The organism is Rhizobium vallis, from assembly GCF_003985155.1.
GTDB lineage: Bacteria > Pseudomonadota > Alphaproteobacteria > Rhizobiales > Rhizobiaceae > Rhizobium > Rhizobium vallis.
On sequence record NZ_ML133686.1, the window covers coordinates 340,215 to 356,105 of the forward strand.

Annotated in this window: 16 protein-coding genes; 9 read left to right on the forward strand and 7 right to left on the reverse strand. The window is 62.8% G+C overall.

What is annotated here, in order from left to right:
* Positions 1-86 precede the first annotated feature (86 nt).
* The 7 genes from EFQ99_RS01715 to EFQ99_RS01745 all read left to right on the forward strand — a co-directional run bounded on the left by EFQ99_RS01715 (position 87) and on the right by EFQ99_RS01745 (position 4,967).
* Complete coding sequence (locus EFQ99_RS01715; protein ID WP_126918929.1) at positions 87-485, forward strand: hypothetical protein; 399 nt, start codon at positions 87-89, stop codon at positions 483-485.
* A 91-nt stretch (positions 486-576) separates the two neighbouring features.
* Positions 577-804 (forward strand): hypothetical protein, encoded by a 228-nt coding sequence (locus tag EFQ99_RS01720; protein WP_126918930.1) that lies wholly within the window; start codon positions 577-579, stop codon positions 802-804.
* A complete protein-coding gene (locus tag EFQ99_RS01725) occupies positions 801-2,264 on the forward strand; it encodes a TolC family protein (protein ID WP_126918931.1) in 1,464 nt (487 codons plus the stop codon). The genes EFQ99_RS01720 and EFQ99_RS01725 overlap by 4 nt, the downstream gene beginning before the upstream one ends.
* Before the next feature lie 14 nt (positions 2,265-2,278).
* Positions 2,279-3,625 carry a multicopper oxidase family protein gene (locus tag EFQ99_RS01730; RefSeq protein WP_126918932.1) on the forward strand — a complete coding sequence of 449 codons (1,347 nt, stop codon included), beginning with the start codon at positions 2,279-2,281 and terminating at the stop codon, positions 3,623-3,625.
* A gap of 34 nt (positions 3,626-3,659) precedes the next feature.
* Complete coding sequence (locus EFQ99_RS01735) at positions 3,660-4,139, forward strand: cupredoxin domain-containing protein (protein ID WP_126918933.1); 480 nt, start codon at positions 3,660-3,662, stop codon at positions 4,137-4,139.
* A gap of 23 nt (positions 4,140-4,162) precedes the next feature.
* Positions 4,163-4,450, forward strand: coding sequence for a copper-binding protein (locus tag EFQ99_RS01740; RefSeq protein WP_126918934.1), 288 nt, complete (start codon positions 4,163-4,165; stop codon positions 4,448-4,450).
* Between the two features lie 55 nt (positions 4,451-4,505).
* Positions 4,506-4,967, forward strand: a complete 462-nt coding sequence (locus tag EFQ99_RS01745; protein ID WP_126918935.1) for a DUF411 domain-containing protein — start codon at positions 4,506-4,508, stop codon at positions 4,965-4,967.
* Positions 4,968-5,000: 33 nt separating this feature from the next.
* Here the strand turns inward: EFQ99_RS01745 and EFQ99_RS01750 are convergent, their stop codons facing one another.
* Together EFQ99_RS01750 and EFQ99_RS01755 are read right to left on the reverse strand one after the other, a co-directional pair.
* Positions 5,001-5,363 carry a hypothetical protein gene (locus EFQ99_RS01750; protein WP_126918936.1) on the reverse strand — a complete coding sequence of 121 codons (363 nt, stop codon included), beginning with the start codon at positions 5,361-5,363 and terminating at the stop codon, positions 5,001-5,003.
* Between the two features lie 116 nt (positions 5,364-5,479).
* Positions 5,480-6,364, reverse strand: a complete 885-nt coding sequence (locus EFQ99_RS01755; protein WP_126918937.1) for a LysR family transcriptional regulator — start codon at positions 6,362-6,364, stop codon at positions 5,480-5,482.
* Positions 6,365-6,489: 125 nt separating this feature from the next.
* Between EFQ99_RS01755 and EFQ99_RS01760 the strand changes: the two genes are divergently transcribed.
* Positions 6,490-6,675, forward strand: a complete 186-nt coding sequence (locus EFQ99_RS01760) for a 4-oxalocrotonate tautomerase (protein ID WP_018071635.1) — start codon at positions 6,490-6,492, stop codon at positions 6,673-6,675.
* A 127-nt stretch (positions 6,676-6,802) separates the two neighbouring features.
* On the opposite strand, the gene EFQ99_RS01765 is transcribed toward EFQ99_RS01760, so the two are convergent.
* Entirely contained in the window at positions 6,803-7,114 is a 312-nt protein-coding gene (locus EFQ99_RS01765; RefSeq protein ID WP_126918938.1) for a DUF982 domain-containing protein, read from the reverse strand.
* Positions 7,115-7,441: 327 nt separating this feature from the next.
* Between EFQ99_RS01765 and EFQ99_RS01770 the strand changes: the two genes are divergently transcribed.
* Complete coding sequence (locus EFQ99_RS01770) at positions 7,442-7,921, forward strand: GNAT family N-acetyltransferase (RefSeq protein WP_126918939.1); 480 nt, start codon at positions 7,442-7,444, stop codon at positions 7,919-7,921.
* A 177-nt stretch (positions 7,922-8,098) separates the two neighbouring features.
* On the opposite strand, the gene EFQ99_RS01775 is transcribed toward EFQ99_RS01770, so the two are convergent.
* The 4 genes from EFQ99_RS01775 to EFQ99_RS01790 are packed head-to-tail and all read right to left on the reverse strand — an operon-like array spanning position 8,099 to position 15,881.
* Positions 8,099-10,501: a protein kinase domain-containing protein gene (locus tag EFQ99_RS01775; protein WP_126918940.1), complete on the reverse strand. Its 2,403-nt coding sequence runs from the start codon at positions 10,499-10,501 to the stop codon at positions 8,099-8,101.
* Positions 10,502-10,538: 37 nt separating this feature from the next.
* Entirely contained in the window at positions 10,539-11,711 is a 1,173-nt protein-coding gene (locus tag EFQ99_RS01780) for a serpin family protein (protein ID WP_126918941.1), read from the reverse strand.
* A 13-nt stretch (positions 11,712-11,724) separates the two neighbouring features.
* Positions 11,725-14,265, reverse strand: coding sequence for a trypsin-like serine protease (locus EFQ99_RS01785; protein WP_126918942.1), 2,541 nt, complete (start codon positions 14,263-14,265; stop codon positions 11,725-11,727).
* Positions 14,262-15,881 (reverse strand): caspase family protein, encoded by a 1,620-nt coding sequence (locus EFQ99_RS01790; protein ID WP_126918943.1) that lies wholly within the window; start codon positions 15,879-15,881, stop codon positions 14,262-14,264. Before EFQ99_RS01790 ends, EFQ99_RS01785 begins: the two co-directional genes overlap by 4 nt.
* Positions 15,882-15,891 lie beyond the last annotated feature (10 nt).

Below are 15,891 nucleotides of genomic sequence, written 5' to 3' on the forward strand. Positions count from 1 at the left end.
CACATAAAGGACTCGAACGTCGGCGATAGATAGGTCCGCAATTGAAATCGGGCTGCATTGCATGTAGCTCGTTGGGAATGGGCAAGATGTACCGAATCACAGTGAGCACGCTGCTCGTGATGATGCGGCTGGTGATCGTCGTATCACTGGCGGGGTACTCGTTGTCGAACGCCAGCGCGGCGATGCACGGCTCCTCGTTCCCCGAACTGCAAGTCGCCGCCGCAGAGGTGACGCCGTCCCATGAAGGCCATGAGATGGCGGAAGCGGACCATCACGACCACTCGCGCATCGACATGTCCGATGACGATGGCGCCACATCGAAGCTCGTCAAGCAGGAATGCTGCAAGGATTTCTGTGGCGGGCTCGGCATCATCTGTGAAAGCCCCGACGTCGGCAGGCCCATCGTAAGCTCGATCCGACAGTTCGTGGACGACCGAACGGCCTTCGGCGAACTGCCGCCCCTCCACCGCCCTCCGAATATCTGAATAGAGACGCACCCGCTCGATCGGGTCCGGTCGGTCGCCGCCTGCATCCAGGTGGACGCCCGTAGGCTATCTCTTATTCGGAAAATTCATAATGAAACCCTCGCTTTTCGTGGTGGGGCTGCCGCTTGTCATCGGCGGCTGCGCATCCACGCTTCCTCCCGACGTGGTGGCATCTTCCGCCGCGGTCGAACAGCCGTCGTCGCGCCCGGTCACATACCGGTCGCCCGTCTCGGGCTATGTCGCCAGGCAGCCCGTCGATCCCAAGCCGTGGCGTAGACAGAACGATCTGCAGTCTCCCGCAAAAGGAGACGCCTCATGATCAGCATTAAAAAATTGACCGCCGTGCTGGCGTTCCCGCTGGCGCTGAGCGGCTGTGTCACGGGCGCCGAATATTCCGGCGAGCAAGCAGGCTTCGCTTCCGTTGCCGACAAGACCGCCATCGCAACGGCGAAGCAGACGGTCTGGATCCAGAACCAAAACCAGGCCCGGTCGGCCACCGCTGAAGTCAAAGGCCTGCTCGCGCGAAAGAAGGTCCTCGACGCCGAGACGGCCGTCCAGATCGCCTTGCTCAACAATAAGGGCCTCCAAGCCGCCTACGCCGATCTCGGCGACAGCGCGGCCGATGCCTGGCAATCGACGATGTTCATCAACCCGACAGTCTCCATCGGCACGACGGGCATGGGGACGCCGGAACTGGAGGCGTTCAAGACCATCGAGGGGATGATCACGACGAACATCCTGGCGCTTGCGACAAAGAACCGGGACATTGCGATCGCCGACACCCGTTTCCGGCAGGCGCAACTGACCGCCGCCGTAAAAACGCTTCAGGTCGCCGCCGATACGCGGCGCGCCTGGATCGGGGCGGTGGCTGCCTGGGAGAACGTCGGGCAACTGCAGCGCGCCCAGGCGACGGCGGATGCCGCTTCCGAACTTGCGGAGAAGCTTGGGGAGACCGGTGCAATGACCAAGGGCGCCCAGGCACGCGAACATGTGTTCGTCGCCGAGCTCGCCGGAGAGACCGCCAAGGCCCGCCTCGCAGCTCGTCTTGCCAAGGAGGAACTGACACGGCTGCTGGGTCTCTGGGGATCCGACCTGGACTACCAGGTCCCGAACAGCCTGCCGCCGCTGCCCAAGTCCGTCGTCAGACGCGATACGATCGAGGCCGAGGCCCTGAGGAACCGCATCGACCTTCAGGTGGCGAAGCTGGAACTGGAGGCGACGGCCAAATCCTACGGGCTCACCGAAGCGACGCGCTACGTCACGGATCTCCAAATCCTGACGGGCTTCGAAACGGAACGGGAAATCGAGGACGACGAAAAGACCACCAGAACGACCGGCCAGGTCGAGCTGGAATTCGCGATCCCGATCTTCGACACCGGCAAGGCCCGGATGCGCAAGGCCGAAGTGGCATACATGCGCGCGGCGAACCTGCTTGCGGAGAAGGCGGTAAACGTCCGCTCGGAGGCACGCTCCGCCTATGAGGCGTACCGGTCGAACTACGATATCGCGCGCCACTACCGCAACAATGTCGTGCCGCTGCGCACCAAGGTCGAGGAGGAATCCCTGCTGACCTATAACGGCATGATCTCGAACACCTTCGAGCTGCTCACCGACACGCGCGACAAGATCAACTCCATCCTGCTTTCCGTCAACGCCAAGCGTGATTTCTGGCTCGCCGAAGCCAACCTCGCGCCTGCGATCTACGGCGGTGGCGCGACCAACGCGTCGGCAGAGACCGAAGTCGCCGCTGCCTCCGGCAGCAGCGGCGGCGGTCATTGAGAAAGGAACCCACCATGTTCAACAGACGACAACTGTTCGGTGCGAGCGCGGCCCTGCTGGCCGCGGGCGCCTGGACGAAGACCTCGGCGATGGGTCTGCCAGACGCCCCGACAATGGAATCGGCGGACATGCAGCCGCCACTCCACCCGACCTCCGGCCCGGATTATCAGCCGGTCGTCACCCTCAACGGCTGGACCCTGCCCCACCGGATGAACAACGGCGTCAAGGAGTTCCACCTCGTCGCCGAGCCGGTCGAACGCGAGATGGCCGACGGCATGACCGCCTATCTCTGGGGCTATAACGGCCAGTCTCCGGGTCCGACCATCGAGGCGGTCGAAGGCGACCGGGTGCGCATCTTCGTCACCAACAAGCTGCCGGAACACACGACGATCCACTGGCACGGCATGATCCTGCCTTCGGGCATGGACGGCGTCGGCGGGCTGACGCAGCCGCATATCCCAGTCGGCAAGACCTATGTCTACGAGTTCGACCTCGTAAAATCAGGCACCTTCATGTACCACCCGCATTCCGACGAGATGGTGCAGATGGCCATGGGCATGATGGGCTTCTTCGTCGTCCATCCCAAGGATCCGACGTTCATGCGCGTCGACCGTGACTTCGTCTTCCTGCTCAACGCCTACGACATCGATCCCGGCTCCTATGTGCCGAGGATCATGGAGATGACCGACTTCAACATGTGGTGCTGGAACAGCCGCGTGTTTCCGGACATCAGCCCGCTGGTCGTTTCCAGGAATGACCGGGTGCGGGTGCGGGTCGGCAACCTGACTATGACCAACCATCCCGTTCACATGCATGGTTACGACTTCGAGGTGACATGCACGGATGGCGGATGGGTGCGGCCGGAAGCACGGTGGCCGGAGGTGAGCATCGATATCCCCGTCGGGGCGATGCGCGCCTATGAGTTCGACGCCAAATACCTCGGCGACTGGGCGATCCACTGCCACAAGTCGCATCACACGATGAACGCGATGGGCCACGACATCCCGACCTTCATCGGCGCTGACAAGTCAAAACTCGCCGAGAAGATCAGGAAGCTTCAGCCGGACTACATGCCCATGGGCACCAAGGGCATGGCCGACATGGGCGAAATGGAAATGCCCATTCCCGAGAACACCGTCCCGATGATGACCGGCTGGGGACCGCACGGCCCGATCGAGATGGGCGGCATGTTCTCGGTCGTGAAGGTCCGCGAGGGCATCTCGGCGGACGATTACTCGGATCCCGGCTGGTACGAAAACCCGCCCGGAACGCAGGCCTGGGAGTGGATCGGCGAGCTGCCGGACGCGACCAAAGCCAACGACGCGAAGACGCAAATCACGCCGAAGCCGACGAACGGCTGAGGCTCAACATCCCACATCAAAAAAGGATCTACGCATGAAGAATTATCTATTGGCACTGGCACTCGCGGCGCTCGCAACTCCCGCTCTCGCTTCCGGCAACCACGCCGGCGGCCACGGTGAGAAAATGGCGGTTGGCGAGCCTGGCGACAAAGCGAAGGCGACGCAGACGATCCGCGTCACGATGAAGGAGACCGACGACGGCAAGATGCTGTTCACCCCGGCCGTCTTCAACGTCCGCAAGGGACAGACGGTCAAGATCGCGATCAAGAATGCCGGTACCGTCGACCACGAATTCGTGCTCGATCAGGAAGACAAGATCCTGGAGCACAAGAAGGTGATGGAGAAGTTCCCGGAAATGGAACATGCCGACGCCAATTCCATCCGTCTTCCGGCCGGTCAATCCGGCGAGATCGTCTGGAAGTTCACCACCGATGGCGAGTTCAAATTCGCCTGCCTGATCCCCGGCCACTACGAAGCTGGCATGCACGGCGACGTCAGCGTCGCCGGGAAGTAACCCTCGATAAAGGAGCCCTGAACATGAAATCCGCAATGATCAAATTCGGCGTAGCCGCCCTCATCTCCGCCAGCGCGGCCTTCGGCGCCTTCGCTGAGGAGTTTACCAAGGGCGTCGTCAACAAGGTCGACGCCAAGGCGCAGAAGGTCACCATCAAGCATGAGGACCTGAAGAACCTCGATATGCCCGCGATGACGATGGTCTTCCGCGTCGAAGACCCGGCCCTGCTGGAAAAGCTTAAGGAAGGCTCGAGCATCGAGTTCGTTGCCGAACGTGTGAACGGCAAGCTGACCGTCACCGAAGTAAAATAGCAGACTCCTGCCGCCCGGATGGGTCCGGGCGGCAGGACGTTGAGGAGTGGAGACGATGCACAGGAGAAGCTTCATCACAATGGCGGCATCCACGCTGCTATTCCACGGCCGAGGGGTCTTCGCCGCCACGCCGGCGAAGATGACGGTCTACAAGGATCCGAACTGCGGTTGCTGCCATGAATGGTCGAAGGCGATAGCTGCGGCCGGATTTTCCGTCGACGCCCGCGACACCGACGACCTTGCCGCAGTCAAGGCGCGGCTGGGCGTGCCTGCCGACCTGGAGGGCTGCCACACCGCCGTCGTCGAAGAATATTACCTCGAGGGACACGTGCCGCTCGAGGCCATCCAGCGCCTGCTGCGGGAGCGACCGCCGCTCCGGGGGCTCGCCGTGCCGGGCATGCCGCCGGGCTCGCTTGGGATGGGCGAGGACCCGCAGGCATCCTACGACGTCTATGCAATCCCCACGGCGACCCGCGCGCCATACCTGTTCATGGAGGTCCGTCCACGGAAGGGTTGACGCCGCGACCGATCGGTCGCGCCGCAATACCGCTCAGGAAGCTGGAGCGTTGCACAGCCTCGCCCAGAGATCGTGCTTCCAGTCGGTTCCCGGCCGGGCCGAAACGTCGACTGCATATTCGGCGGAATTGACGCGTACCGTGGCGGGGGAAATGCAGCGCACACTCGCCTCGTGCCTTCCTCCGTCCTGATAGAACACGGCCCCGCCGCGGTCGATTTCTGACAGCGTGATGACGACGTCGAAATCGAAGGCGGGATCGTGGGCAGGTTCGCCTTTGGCCAGACTGAGGCTCACCGAGCGGCTGCCGTCGAACGCAGTCGTGTAGAAGACGGCTGATGCAGCCGACGTCGACACGGACTGGAAGCAAAGGATCAGGGGTAGAAGGATTCGACGCATCTTCCCCTCTCTTGGGTCATGCACGTTGATCCTATCATAGCCTCGCAGTTTTCGAAATCAGCGGGGGCAGAGCTTAAGGCTGAACTGTAAGCGATATCGGCCTCGGCCTTATGTCGTCAGCCAAACCGTTCCACCAAGTGGTCGATCGCCGTCCGCAGCATCGCTGTCGGCCGCCGGTTCGGGGCGTAGATGAGGAACATCGGGACAGGTCTGTAGGACCATTCCGGCAGCACCTGCTCAAGCCGTCCTTCGGCGATATCTGCAGCGAGCAGCAGTTCCGGCTGAAGCACAATTCCGGCGCCGCTGAGTGCCGCCATGCGCAGCGCGGCCCCCTGGTTTGTCGAGAATTTTCCGGAAATCAACACATCGCGCATTTCGCCGTCCGGCCCGACAAGGTGCCAGCGATCCTGCATACGCCAATAGGAGTGGCCAAGGCAGAGGTGGTTGGTCAGAGCCTCGGGCGAGGCCGGCCGTCCATGGCGGGCGAGATAATCAGGCGAGGCAGCGAGAATCCGCCGGTAGGGCGTGAGCGGGCGGGCGACCAGGCTGCTGTCCGACAGCGGACCGATATGGATGCCGAGCTCGAAACCCTCGCCGACGAGGTCATGGACATTGTTGTCGAGCGATAGCTCGATGCTGACGTCGGGATAGGCATTCTGGTAGTCGATCAGCGCCGGCACCAAGACTTGCGTCCCGAAGCTGACCGGTGCCACCAGCCGAAGCCGGCCGCGCGGCGCTGCTTGCAGCTCGCTTGCCGAAGCCTCGGCCAGCGCCACTTCGGAAAGTGCGCGCTTGCAGCGCTCGTAATAGAGCTGGCCAACCTCCGTCAGCTGATGGCGTCGCGTGGTGCGATGGATCAGCTTCGCCCCAAGCCGGGTCTCGATCGTCTTGATGTGCTTGGCGACCATGGCGGGCGACACTTGCGCGATCTCTGCGGCCGCAGCGAAACTGCCGTTGTCGATGACCCTGACGAACATCGCCATGCCGGCCAGCTTGTCCATGATTGCCTACTTCCAGGTTTCGAATGACGATACCTGGAGCTTATTTATCAACCTGAACATTTACAACATAGTCGCCATGCTCGCGCCAAAGCGACGGGCATTCCCAACGTGACCAAGGAGAAAACATGCCCATTCTTCACCTGCAGATGCATCCCGGCCGCACCGACGATCAGAAGCGCGCTTTCGTGCGCGAAGCGACCAAAGCCGCCGTCGAAACCCTGGCATGCCCGCCGGAATCGCTGGAAATCCTGATCACGGAAATCGCTAAGGATTCCTGGGCGGTCGGCGGCAAGCTGAAATCTGAAGCGTGAGAGAGGACTCGAAGCGTCGAAGGTTCGAACTGTGGGGGCCCGCCGCCATGGTATTGGACAGGGAGCCGGCGCTCGGCTCCCGGCGCAAACCTAACGTCAAAAGGCGGGTAGACCCTTGAAATAAGGCCTATGTTCGCATCATTGGAGGAAGGTCCAGTCGTCGCTCTCCAACTCCCTGCGGGACGAGCGATAGAGCAGCGATACCCGCCTCGTCGGCCGCACGCAGAAGCGCTTCACGGAATTCTTCCGGGGCAATTTTCCCGCTCAATGCGTCAACGCACGCTTTCACGGCAGCGACGTATTCCTCGCCATCATCGCAAGGCCAGTCATTGATCAGGAGACGCGCCGCGTCTCCCAGTGTCCATACGATCTTGCGAGATGCCGGGCCTCGCAAAGCAAACCCAACCGGCGTGAATGCTGATGATGTATTCCAGCACATGTCCTCGACCCCTCAAGGAACGGGTACTCAGTCCCACACTCAATATACGCGCGTATTTTGAAATTTGGAATTGAAAACTGTCGAGGGGCACCGCTTCAACGCGAGGCTGTCGAATGAAGAAGAAAGGCCGCTCCGACCTTATGTCCGAGTGCCCTGCGCTGCGTCGATAAGTGTTGCGCTGATGGACGAATTACGGTCACCGGACTTTGCCTGACGCTTCGACCGCTCTCGGCAAAACTGCAGGCCTACAGATGCACTTTGCACTTCATGCAGTTGACAGGCCGGGACGGTTCTTTCATCTGGAGCGCCAGATCAGGAGCATCTCACATGACCCTTACCGTACGCCCCGCGACGCCTTTAGACGCGGCAACGATCCTGCGATTCGTCCGCGAATTGGCCGACTATGAAAAGGCGATCCACGAGGTCGAGGCGACCGAGGAGAGCACGCGTGCGGCGATCTTCGGCGACGGTTCTGTCACGCATGCGCTGATCTGCGAACGCGAAGGCCAAGCGATCGGCATGGCGGTCTATTTCTTCAGCTATTCGACTTGGCAGGCGAAGAACGGCCTTTATCTGGAAGATCTCTACGTAACACCGGACGCACGCGGCTCGGGGGCCGGCAAGGCGCTGTTGCGGCGCTTAGCACAGATCGCGGTAGAGAAGAGCTGCGGCCGCTTTGAATGGAGTGTGCTCGACTGGAACGAACCTTCGATCCGCGTCTATGAGGCGATCGGCGCGGAGCCGCAGAAGGAATGGATCCGCTATCGGATGGCGGGAGAGACGCTGGCGGCGTTTGCCCGCGGCTAGAATTCGAAGCAATTGCTGAAGCACTCAAGGGTCAACGGTAGCTAGCAAGGGGTCAGGCATCATCGATGCCGGCCTCTCCCTCTTCTTCCCGGCGGGGAGTACCACATCCCGAAATCATCCCGCCCAGATGCCAGCGACACACCGCTTTCCTCCTTCAGTCCCCACGCTCCTGCTCGCTCACCGCAATTCAGCAGTGACGCGGAAGATGCCGCCGGCCGAAGCATCCGAGCAGACGACGAAGGTGGAGCCTTCCTGCGCCATGAAGGCGACATTGCCGCCGGCTTCGCAGGGCGTGGCGCTCCATTGCAGGATGATATCGCCGTTATCGGGCAGTTTTTCCGGCGTGATCTTCGCCGCACTTGCCATCCATTCCGTCGCCGATGGCAGATGGACGGGGGCGTTCAGCTGCTTTGATAGCCAGGCCGTATAGTTCTGGGCCACGGCAAGCGGCACGTCGTCGGCCGGCTGCTGCGGATTGTCGGCATAGGCCTCAGCTGCGGCGGGATCGGAATTGGCGGTGTAATATTCCGCCATCTCGGCGCGGGTGACGGCCTTCGTCTGCATGCAGAAGGACTTGTCGATCTTTACGGCGCCATTGGCAACGCCGAGCATGCCGCCAAGCTCCTTCATCGACGAGGTCATCAGCCGGACATTCTCCAGCGAATAACTCCCGGCCGGCACTGTCTCGAAGGCGAGGGTCTGCGAGACCGGGCAGAAGCCGCGCGCCGACAGCGCCTCGAGATCAGCAAGGATTGGCTGGTAGGCTGCGATCGCCAGCTTGTAGGCCTCGGCGGTGTAGCGGCCGTCGGCCTCACCAATCTTTGGCGCCAGTGCTGCAAGCGTCGGATCGGCCGCACCTGCGCGCGTCGTGATCGAGGCGTTGAGATCGGTGACCTTCTGCTTCAGCGCCGTCGCTTCATCCTTCGCCGCCATCACATCGGCAATCAGCTTGTCGAACAGCTTCGCCGCATCGCCGTAACCTGACGTCGCGGCCGGCATCTGCCATTGCTCGGCTTTGGCCTTGGCATCCGCCATCAGCCCGCTTGCCTTGGCGACGTCGGGGCTATCGCCGGCGCCGATGCGGTTGACCGTTTCGCGTTTTGCCGTCGCGTCTTTTTCGGCGGCCGCCAGCGCGGTGAGCGCCTTGGCGAGATCGTCAAACGTCGTTTTCGACGCGTCGTAGGCATCGACCGCAGCATGCATCTGCTTGGCAGTGGCCGCCTCGGCAGCAGCCTTCATCTTGGCGTCGGCCTCGGCAAAACTCGGCGCCTTGTCGCCGCCGGCGGCTGACGCGGCCGCTTTCGCCTTCTCGGCATTCTCCTTCGAGATGGTGATCAGCGAATTGCCGAGATTGATCGCGGCGGTCTGGAAGCCCGGCAGGGCTTTTTCGTAATCTTCGTCCTTGAGCAGTGCATCGGCCGAGGTCAGCGCCGCAGCGCCGGTGTCATAGGCGAGCTTCGCCTGGTCACCGGACGGGCGCTCCGGCGCCTTGGCGGCGATCGCTTTCTGCTTGCGGCTTTCCGCCTCCTTCTTCCAGGTGCCGACATCGGCGACGAGTTTCGGATCCGGGCGCAGCAGTTTCGGGATGGTGACGACGCCGACGCCGATGCAGATCAGGAGCAGCGCGCCGATCATCGACAGCTTGGCCAGTGTCCACTTTTTCGGTTTCGGGGCTTCCGGCTGCTGCATGCCGCCGCGCGGGTCCCACGACATCGGCTGGATGCCTGTCGTCACCCGGGCGAATTCGCCCAACGCATCGGCGCCCATGCGCGGTCGCGCGGTCGGGTCGCGGCTCAGCATCCTTTCCACAAGGCTCGCGAGACCCTCGGGAAAGCCTGGGATCAGCACGTCCAGGCGGGGAAAGACGTTGGAAGGGTCGAGATGGATGTTCTTCCAGCTCTGTTCGCGCTGGTGCTCGTCTTCCCAGACCATGACGCTGTCGAAGACGCTGGCGTATGTCTGACGCGGCAGGAAGAGCTTGTAGGCGATCATGCCCATTGCGTAGATGTCGAGCGCTGGCGAGGCGGAGAAAGTGCCGCTGGCGTAGATCTCCGGCGCGCCGAATTCCGGCACATAGGGCGGGATGATGTGCTCGCCGATCTTCGAGATCAGGTGCAGGTTGCCGATCCGGACAGAGAGGCCGGAATAGTCCTCGGAGACATAGATGCACTGGTCCGTCAGCGCATTATGGGCGTAACCGGCGCCATGCAGCGTCGCCAGGCCTTCGAGGATGTGGCGGCCGATCTCGACGGCGCGCTCGTAAGCCACCATCTCCGTTTCGTCGAGATACTGATGCAGCGTCTTCGACGGCCGCTTCTCGACGATATAGAAATTGTCGTCTTCCGGCGACGGCGGAATGAGGTCCTCGATTTCGACGAAACGCCGTGCCGTGAGCGATTTGGCCTCGTTGATCGAGGTCCAGACCCGCTCGAAACGAGCCTTGTCGAGTTTTAGCGCGACATCTGGTGTGACGATGAAGACCGCATGGTCCATCCGCTTGTCTTGAGCGGGATAGACGATGAATTCGTTCTCATAGATCGGCTCGCCGATCGTGTAGCGGGCGATCAGATCACTTCTCATGCCTTTGTCCCCCTGCAATCATCCATGAAACCGAATTCTATTCGCCCGCCAGAAGCGGATCTCCGATGAGGCCTGCGGCGAGCAGCAGACCGGTCCTAGTATCGCGAAGCGCGAAGGCAAAGCGGGCATCGGCGACGACGCGAATAAGCTTCGGATCGATGCTGCGTTCCGTGACGACAGCCGTGGCCGCTGCCGCCTCCGTGCCGTTTTCGTCAACCTTGATCATGGTCTTCTGCAGGACGCGCGACAAGCGGATGTTTTCCTTGGTGAAACCCGGGAAACCCGCATCCTTTGCCTTCTCGGGCGCCACTCCCATCGCATTCAGTACCGGCATCAAATCACGCCCGTCGTTCAGGGAAAAGCGCGGCAGGAAGATTTCGCCCTTCGCAGCCTCGAATTTCTCGCCTTGCAGCCAGGAAACGAGCGCCTTCAGGTCCGAGCTGCCCACGCCCTTGCCGGAGCGCGCCGCCACCACGACCATGCTGTAGCCCTCGCCGGCGTAGGCAAGGTCGACCGCGGCGAATTTCTCATCGGAGCGGAATTTCTGTCCATCGCCGGCAAGATGCATCATCGGCACCGAAATCGTCGAACCATCCGGGCGCTGAAAGGGGCTTGCCGGGCTTTCCCTATCGAAGGAGGTCTTCCAGTGCGCCTTGAAGGAGAGTGCGCCGAGGCTGATGAAGCCGCCGCCGGGTGGTGCGTCCAGAATTGAGGGAATGGCACCTCGCGTGGCGTCCTTGACCCAGCCGTTGATACGCTCGACCGATTTCGGCCCGTCGAGATCCTCGATCGAAGGCTTGATCCGGTGGCTGGCGAGCGTGGGGACCGCATCGGGGACGAGCGCCAGCTTCTCGTCGAAGACGATCGCGACCGCCGTCGCCAAAGGCGCATCTGCCGCTGCCGGCTTTTCCCCAGTCATGGCGTCAAGCACCTTTTCCGGTCCCTTCACCTCACCGCCGAAACCGAGGCCTTTGGCGATTGCCGCTTTGCCTTCATCGGAGGCGCCGAGGCTTGCAAGACCGAGCGCGGCGGCAAGGCTTGCCGGCGATACCATGATGTTGGCGGCGCCCTCTTTTGCCAGCGTGCGGTCGATGAGTTCAGCGGCAAGCCCCGCCTGCGCCGCAAGCATCGCCTTGCTGTCGCCGGCATGGGCTGGCGTAAGCGTCATCAGGGAAGCGGCGAGACTCACGAGCAGAATGGATTTCGGCATGGTTCGCTCCTCATCAGCGGATGCGATAGAATTTGGAATCGAACGACCATTTGCCTTGCGCGCCGGTCTCGTCGTCGCCGACGATCCGGAGGCTTCGGGCGAGATCGTAGACATAGTTGAAGGCAGCACGCTGGCCGACGAGAGGCGTCGGCACATCCGGTAGATCGAGCACTTCGATCGGCTTGTCGCTGAGGATGGCGACGACCATGCCGACGCCGGCCGGTCCCTCGACCACATATTCGAAGCCGATATAGGGATTGCGCGCATCCGGCACGACCACCGGTCTTGCCGGATCGAGCCGGTTGTCGCCGCCCTTGGCGGTTGGCTTCAGGCCCATCGAGCGCTTGTTCGGGTAAAGCTGCGTCAGTTTTCCGGAGGCATCGATATCGACCAGGATCAGATAGCCTGGCTTCTTGGTGGAGACGCGCATCGCCACCTTATCGCCGATGCTGACCGAGGTGCCGGGCAGCACGTCGACGGCGACGCCCGCCTCGTTGTCGGTCTTCAGCGTGTTCTCGACGGCGGCAACCGGGGTCTTTGCCTCCTCGCCGGTGATGACATCCCGGCCGAGCGCATCCGGCTGGCCGTAGAATTGCGGAACCGGGGTGAAGCGGCAGTCGCCCGCATGCGTCCGGCAATATTCGTCCGATTTGCGCCGGACATAGTCGAGCAGGGCGGCATTGCTGACGTCAGGCTTGTCAGCTGCGCGCGCCACGCCGTTCTCCACCCCTTCGATGAAGTTGCGGGTGAAAACCCCAAGCGCCGGCTTGGCCTCACGGTCGACGAGCGCCCACTGCCCCGAATTGACGGCCGACCAGACCATCGCGCTTTCGCCACCGAAGGAGAATTTGGCTTCCTTGCCAGACTTGTTCGGCGGTTCGAGCCCTGCGAGCGCCGGGCCCAGGCAACGCACGGTACCGCCAGCCGGTGCGGCAACGGCGCTGCGGCTGCCGGGGCCGACATGGCAGGCGTCGATCAGCAGCGTGACGCGGCGGTCCTTGAGGCTGTTCAGCCGCGCGGCGATCTCCGTTTCGCGGATCTGGTTGGTGACTGTCACCTTGCCGTTCTCGCGCATCAGCTTCGCATCGGCAGCGACCAGCGTCGGGCTTGTCGTCTCTTCGGCGCCCATTTCTTCGGAGCCCTGGCCGCTGAAATAGAGGAAGATGCGGCTGCCCGATTGCGATTGGCGCACAAGCCAGTCGTCGATTTCGGCAAGGATCGTCTCGCGGGTCGCCTTGCGGTTGGTCAGGGTGTGGATCTGTTCCGGGCGGTAGGAGAGCGTCTTGACGAGAAAGAGCTGCATCGCCTTCACATCGTCGGCCGACCCCATCAGCTTTGCCTCGCGCATCTCGTAGTCGTCGATGCCGATCAAGAGCGCGCGGTCGCCGGGAGAGCTCTCGACGGCAGGCGCCTGGACAGCGGGCGCCTGAATTTGCGGTTGATTGCCGGCGGGTGCGTTGACGGCCGGCGTCTCTGTCGTTCCCGCCGGCGCCGTCGTGTTTCCGGGCGGCGTGGTGATCGCAAGATTGGCCTCGAGCTGACCGGCCGGTTTCTGCTTCGTCCCCACCGCGGCGTCGCTACCTTGAGGCTTGCGCTTGGTGTCAACCGCCGCCACCTGGTCGTCGTCGGCCGGTCCCGAGGCATCGGGCATGTTCGGCACCTCGCCGTCGGTCTTTGCTGCGATCCAGTCGCGGAAGGCGGCGACGCGGGTATAGACACCGTAATGTTCCGCCTCGGCGCAGCCCGCACCCCAGCTGACGATGCCGAGCTGGATCCAGCGCTTGTCGGGGCGCTGGGCGACCAGCGGTCCGCCGCTGTCACCCTGGCAGGCGTCCTTGCCGCCTTCGGCATACCCGGCGCAGACATTGCGCTCGTCGATTGGGTTCATCCGCATTGAGCTCTCGCGATAGGCGGCGCGGCAATCCTCGCGCGAGACGATCGGCAGCTCGACCTCCTGCAATTCCGTCGGCAAATATTTGTCGTCCCAGCCGTGATCGGCCTTGGTGTAGCCCCAGCCGGTGACGACGGCCGTGTGGCCGGCGACTTCCACCGCCTCATCGGCGGCAGAAGCGAGGGTCGCCGGTTTCGAGACTGCGGGCTCCGAAAGCTTGATCAGGGCGATGTCGTTGGCAAAGACCTTGCGGTCGAAATCCTCGTGGATAACGACGTCTTCCACTGATAGCCCCGGCTTGTCGGGCCCATCGACTGAGATCACCTTATCGATCTTCGATTTGCCCTCGACGATCAGCAGGTCGCGGGCGAAGAGATCCTGCTTGCCGGAGCGGCCGCTGGTGACGCAATGGGCGGCCGTCAATATCCAGCGCGGCGCGATCAGCGAGCCGCCGCAATGGCCGCCGAAGCGGCCGCGCTGCTCGGGATCGGGCGCCAGGATCTTCACCTGCCAGGGCCATTCGCCCTTCTTTGCCGCCTGACCACCGATGACGCGCCCGCCATCCTCGCCGGCGAAATCGGTATCCTGCTGCGCTAGAAGAGGAGTCGCCAGAAGCAGCATGACGGACGCAATATTGAGGACCTTGCTGATCGACGTGCTCATAGCTTGGCTCCAGCGGAGGTATAGAGGACCGTAAATCCGACGCGTGCGCCCTCGGGCAGGAATTCGCCGAGGCGCTTGGCGATGTTGCCGGCGGTGCGGCGCCTGTCGTTCTGCTTCAGAAACTCCACAAGTTGGGGCATCGGGGTTTCAGAGGTGACGGCGACGAGCAGATCCGTGCCGAATGGTGCGACGACGGAAAGGTCGAGGTCGAAGGCCGCCGGCATCGGCGCATCGGCGTCTTTTTCGCCGGGATAGAGGAACTGCACGGTTCCATCGCCGGTGACGTCGAAGAGCACGAGCTTGCGTCCTGATATATCCGAAACCGTAACGCCGACGCGCTCGCCTTCGCGATGGACGGTGTCGGAAGGCGTTACGCGCACGGTCTGCGGGTTCGTCTCGGACAGGCGCTTCAGCGTGTCGAGCGCGGCCATCCGATCGACGACGAAAGGCATGTCGCCGGCGCCGATGCCGGAGGCAACGACATCGCCGCCGGCGATCGCCTCGTGCTTTTCGGGATCGAAGACAAGTTCGGCATCGGCACTTTCCGCCAGCTTGAACGGCGTAACGGCAGGGTCGATCCCCTGCAGCACCGGATCGGAACCGAGGGCGGCGACGGTGATCGGCGTGGGCTCGGTCGGTGGCGGGGGAACGTTGGATTTCTCCGCTTCCATCGTCGTGCCCGCTCCGTCGTAGCTATAGACGACGGCACGGTCGAGATCGGTTCCGGGCGGGCTCTCGGTGAAGATGTTCTGCCGCTGGTCGGTGAACTGATAGACCGATTGGCGCACATATTCGAAGAGTTCGCGCCGGCTGACGGCTCCGTCGCCGTTGCGGTCCGCGGCCCCTTCGAAAGCACGGGCGGTGGCATAACTCAGCGCCCCGCGTTTCTGCGGAATGCCGGGAATCGTGATCTCCGGCGACTTCGTGTTGTCGTCGACGGCGGCGAGGAAGGTCAGCCGTTTGTAATCGAAGCCGGTGGAGAGCGCATCCGCCGTGGTCGAAATCGGTGCAAGATCGTCCTCCTCGATCGTGTAGGAAGGCGCCTGACGCCAGGTAATCTCGGCGCCGCGGGGATCGACGTCGCGGGTCATGCCGCCGGCATGGCAGGTATCGGCGATGAAGAGGACATCGGCGCCCTTGGCCTCCAGCTTATGGATAAGCACCTTGAATTCGTCGCCGAAGATGCGCTCGCGCGATCCCGGAATCCGGGTGTCGAAGCCGGCGAGCACATAAACCTCATCGCGACCGCTCGGTTTCGAACCCCGGACGCGCTCCGGCTCGCTCGACCCGTGGCCGGCGATGCCGAGCACGACGAGATCGCCGGAGCCGGCCCTTTCCGTGACGGCCTCGATCGCATGGAAAATGCCCTCGCGATCGGCCTCCCCGTTTTTCAGGAGGGTCATATCTTCGACGCCGACCGAGCGCAGCGACAGGGAGAGGTCCTCGGCATCAGCGACTGCGCCGTGCAATGGCGGAACGTTGCGGTAGAGATCGATGCCGATCAACACCGCTCGGACTGCGCCGCGCTCGGGCGCTTCGATCGTCCTTGCCAGGCTGTCGGTGGCCGCCAAGGTGAGGAGGGCAAATGCGGCGGCCATGGAAACGGATGCGGACATGGCCAAACTC

What these genes read in the sequence shown, in the direction of transcription:
- EFQ99_RS01715 (WP_126918929.1), top strand. Translation starts at nt 87, where the DNA reads ATGTACCGAATCACAGTGAGCACGCTGCTCGTGATGATGCGGCTGGTG.
- EFQ99_RS01720 (WP_126918930.1), top strand. Translation starts at nt 577, where the DNA reads ATGAAACCCTCGCTTTTCGTGGTGGGGCTGCCGCTTGTCATCGGCGGC.
- EFQ99_RS01725 (WP_126918931.1), top strand. Translation starts at nt 801, where the DNA reads ATGATCAGCATTAAAAAATTGACCGCCGTGCTGGCGTTCCCGCTGGCG.
- EFQ99_RS01730 (WP_126918932.1), top strand. Translation starts at nt 2,279, where the DNA reads ATGTTCAACAGACGACAACTGTTCGGTGCGAGCGCGGCCCTGCTGGCC.
- EFQ99_RS01735 (WP_126918933.1), top strand. Translation starts at nt 3,660, where the DNA reads ATGAAGAATTATCTATTGGCACTGGCACTCGCGGCGCTCGCAACTCCC.
- EFQ99_RS01740 (WP_126918934.1), top strand. Translation starts at nt 4,163, where the DNA reads ATGAAATCCGCAATGATCAAATTCGGCGTAGCCGCCCTCATCTCCGCC.
- EFQ99_RS01745 (WP_126918935.1), top strand. Translation starts at nt 4,506, where the DNA reads ATGCACAGGAGAAGCTTCATCACAATGGCGGCATCCACGCTGCTATTC.
- EFQ99_RS01750 (WP_126918936.1), bottom strand. Translation starts at nt 5,363, where the DNA reads ATGCGTCGAATCCTTCTACCCCTGATCCTTTGCTTCCAGTCCGTGTCG.
- EFQ99_RS01755 (WP_126918937.1), bottom strand. Translation starts at nt 6,364, where the DNA reads ATGGACAAGCTGGCCGGCATGGCGATGTTCGTCAGGGTCATCGACAAC.
- EFQ99_RS01760 (WP_018071635.1), top strand. Translation starts at nt 6,490, where the DNA reads ATGCCCATTCTTCACCTGCAGATGCATCCCGGCCGCACCGACGATCAG.
- EFQ99_RS01765 (WP_126918938.1), bottom strand. Translation starts at nt 7,114, where the DNA reads ATGTGCTGGAATACATCATCAGCATTCACGCCGGTTGGGTTTGCTTTG.
- EFQ99_RS01770 (WP_126918939.1), top strand. Translation starts at nt 7,442, where the DNA reads ATGACCCTTACCGTACGCCCCGCGACGCCTTTAGACGCGGCAACGATC.
- EFQ99_RS01775 (WP_126918940.1), bottom strand. Translation starts at nt 10,501, where the DNA reads ATGAGAAGTGATCTGATCGCCCGCTACACGATCGGCGAGCCGATCTAT.
- EFQ99_RS01780 (WP_126918941.1), bottom strand. Translation starts at nt 11,711, where the DNA reads ATGCCGAAATCCATTCTGCTCGTGAGTCTCGCCGCTTCCCTGATGACG.
- EFQ99_RS01785 (WP_126918942.1), bottom strand. Translation starts at nt 14,265, where the DNA reads ATGAGCACGTCGATCAGCAAGGTCCTCAATATTGCGTCCGTCATGCTG.
- EFQ99_RS01790 (WP_126918943.1), bottom strand. Translation starts at nt 15,881, where the DNA reads ATGTCCGCATCCGTTTCCATGGCCGCCGCATTTGCCCTCCTCACCTTG.